The sequence below is a fragment of the Ruminococcus sp. genome, from assembly GCF_024684275.1.
In genome coordinates this window covers 1-3840 of the sequence record NZ_JAIKXF010000092.1, presented here as the reverse complement: position 1 = coordinate 3840, position 3840 = coordinate 1, and the positions used below count along the sequence as shown (strand labels likewise).

Below are 3840 nucleotides of genomic sequence, written 5' to 3'. Positions count from 1 at the left end.
GAGGTAAGGTGTGCCGGGATCAATAGGAGTACCTACGATCGAGATCATGTCGCTGCCAAGCTTAGCGATACGTCCCTGCTTTGTATTAGCAGCCTGTCCGTCGGGAACACCGCCGCCGTATGCGATGATACCTGTATCTGTGTCGGGATCATAGTAAACGCCGGGATCGAAGAGCCATGTTACGTTGCTGTTAGGTGTGTTTCTGGAAATAAGCTCATGTCCGAGAGGATCCTTTACATTCTTGGTGAATGTCGGGTCATCAGCTGTGATAACGCCGATGCCTGAACCGTTGTTTGCAAAGTAAAGGAAGAACTTATCCTGTCCGTTGATCGTTTTCCATGCTGCATCGGGAGCCCATGCGTTGTTAGCCCATCTTGCAATAGGTGTGCCATTTACTCTTGTCTTTGCAACAGGGATCTGACCATGGTCTGTCCAGTTTACAAGGTCTGCTGTTGATAAGCAGTTGATATAGCCTGAAGAATAATCGTTTTCAATAAGCTGACCGTTCTTGTATGCGAATTCATCAGCTGTTGTGTAAACGTAAAGTCTGCCGTCATATACGAGCCAGCCCGGATCGGCACCGAAACGCTGAGTATAGATCGGGTTGTTCTCGGTTTGCTTCTTGAAGCTTTCTGCCAGTGAAACGCCGCTGAACTTAGCCTCGTACTGTGTGGGATCAAGTGTTTGAACTGCGGGCTTGTTTACGGGGAATTCCTTTATCTTGCCAAGAATGAATTCCTGGAGACAAACGAGGTCTGTTACGTCAAATTCTCTGCTCTGGTCAACGTCTGCTGCTTTCTGAGCCTTTGAATCGCTGAAGCCGCCCTTGACGATAGCCTTTCTTGCTGCTATCATGTCTAAGGAGTTGATAACACCGTCATAGTTGATGTCGCCGAGGTGAAGGGTAGTAGATGTCTGTCCGCCCGATGAAGTCTGTCCGCCGCTGGGGAGATCGGGCTGTCCTGCGCCGTCTATCTTTGTGCCCTTGGGAGCTCCGATAGCCTCGTCTATATAGAAGTCAACAAAATCGCTTTCGTCTGTTGTCTCAACATAGATCTGGAAATTCGAGCCGCCTGCGGGGAGAGTATAGCTTGTATTTGCCAGCTGTACCCATTCGCCCTTAGGAGCGGAAGCAAGTGCGATCTGATCGTAGCTTGCTGTGCCCGAAGCGTCATCATACTGGAGAGTGAACTTGAACTCGGTAGTGCTGCCGCCGTCATTGGTCATAGCGTTTACCGAGAAGCTGTAGGTCTCGCCTGCCTCAAATGCTCTTGAGTCGAGGGAGACAGCAGCACCGTTCCATGAATTTGTTCTGCCGCTTACATAGAGTGACTTGCTGCCTGCGTATTTAGCGGAGCTGCTTGTATCGACAGAAGCAGCGCCTCTGCCTGACCAGCTGTCCGTACCGCTTTCAAACGTGCTGTGGAACCAGTAGCCGTCATCGTCTACCTTTGCAGGCTCGACAGGCTTTGGAGTAAATCCGCTGCTTCCGGGGCCTGTATACGGTTTGCCTTCGCCCCACTCGCTGTCGGGAACGAGACTTGTAAGAGCTGTATATGCAGCCTTTGGCTGGTTGCTTGCGTCATAGAGAAGGCCGTTGCTTCCCGAGCTGAGCCATGAGTTTGCGTCGTTAGGACCCCAGATCTGAATAAGAGTTACCTTATTGTCGTGACCTGCGCTGTTCCACTGCATAGCGTGCTGGAAGATAGCTTTGTACTTGTTGGCCTGATCGTTGTATGAGTACTTGCCGCTCTCAACGCTGATATCAAGCTCTGTTACCTGAACTTCGATACCGAGGTTGAGGTAATCGTCCATAGCCTTGAGGTAAGAATTCGTATCGCCCCACGCATTGCTTGCAGCAGCGTTTACGTGCGACTGCATTCCCATACCGTCAAGAACTCCCTTAGCCTTGAGAGGCTTGAGGATAGAGTTGATTATGCTGTTCTTCTTGCCGTCGGCAAACTCGTTATAGTCGTTATAGAAGAGCTTGCAGGTGGAAGGAGCGTACTTTCTTGCGTAAGTGAAAGCCTCCTCGATGAAGCCGTTGCCGCCGTATACCTGTACCCAAGGCGAATTGCCGTTGCCGTAGCCGCCGCCTCTCGGTCCGCCGTTGCCTGCGTCGGAGATACACTCGTTACATACGTCGTATGCATAGAGGTCAAGGTCGGGGTACTGTGTTGCAAAGGCCTCGAACATATGCTGGATATAGCTTTCCATACGCTTGCTCATGGTGCTCTTGTCGACCCAGCTTCCGTTCTGCTGGAAGTTGCTCTTGAAGAACCACTCTGGGGTCTGGCTGTGCCATACAAGGGTATGTCCTCTGAATGCGATATTGTTCTTTACGCAGAAATCGCAGATAGCAGCACAGCTGCTGAGGGATACCTTTACGTTTGTATCCGATGAACCGCTCTGTACAAGGGTTGCATCGGGCTTTGTCTCGTTCTCGCACTCCACAGCGTTGTGATCCTTGAGTATGATGCCCTGGATACCGCTGTTGCTGATAGTGCCTCTGTTGAAGATATTGCCTACGCGGAAATAGCTTGCGAACTCGTCCTTAAGGCCCTTGCCCGATGGAACAGCGTGTGCTTCCTGAGCTTCCTTGTCGCCTGTAATGAGGAAATCATCAAAAAGGAAGTCGTTTGTGGAATCGTTGGTGATGCTGAGCTTGAACTCATAGCTGTCCTTGGGAGCCGTGTAGCTGCCCTTGAGTTCTGTCCACTCACCTGCGGCTGCATTCCTGGAATCGAGCTTTACAGTGGTTTCCTTGCCTGTTTTCTCGTCGATGACAAGAAGTGAAAAATTGAATTTTTCAGCTGTTTCGCTGTAGACCTTAACGCTGTAGGTGTATTTGTCTCCGCCAAAGAGATAAAGACCCTTTGATGAAGCTGCGCCCTGTGAAGCTGAGTTTCTTCCTGTGACCTTCATGCCTCGTGAAGTGCCGAAGCCCTCTCCTAACTGAGCGATAACTTCAACATTATCCCCTTCGCCGTACCAGCCCTCGTAGTTGCGCTCGAAGTCGTTATAAACGATCTCAGCAGCATAGGTGCGCGAAACTACGTCAGGTAAGACTGTAATCACTCCTGAAAGGCAGCTTGCAGCCGTAAGGCCTGCAACTATCTTTTTTACTTTCATACATTCTCCTCCTCGTAAAAGTGTATATTTTTCGTTCAACGTAATGATATTATTTATATCATTTCATGCTGTTACAAGTATTGTACTATATTTGTACTGATAAATTCAACCCCAAAAACAATGATTAGGTGTACAAAATGCAGATGTATCTAAGATATATAGAAATTAAAACATTTTAGGTTACGAATTTAGTATTTTTCGCACAAAAGTGTTATTGCTCAAAACGAGTGAAGTTATGCACAAAATGTTATAAACAGCCGATTTGATAGACTGATTTCAGGATGCGGGACTGTCAGAGTGCTTAATTTGTATTTACAATATTATGCATTGTGCTGATTTGTTAAAACAGCATCAAATATTTACAGGTCGGAATAATTAAAACAAATATTACTATTATAATAGTATCATTCGTAATTTACACCTTCGGTTTAAGATTTTATGAATAGCTTCATCTCTTGCGATTACCTATTGCAAACTTGCTGAAAAGATGTTATTATTAAAATATAAGTCAAGACAATGTACGGTTGCGCGAAAAGTTGTACGTACAAATCAAGGGGAGAATACATTTATGAAGGTATCGGATGGTTTCTGGATGAACAAAACAGGCTATAATGTACACTGGGCTTCGCAGATCTACGAGATAAAGGCCGACGAGCGGTCGGTGACGGTCTGGGCTACGCCTTATCACGTTTCAAACAGGGGGATGAC

1 protein-coding gene is annotated in these 3840 nt (G+C 47.5%); it reads right to left on the bottom strand.

The window, feature by feature from the left end:
• The coding region (locus tag K5677_RS10485; protein WP_296727700.1) for an endo-1,4-beta-xylanase at positions 1-3132 on the bottom strand (3132 nt) is incomplete at its 3' end.
• Between the last annotated feature and the right edge of the window lie 708 nt (positions 3133-3840).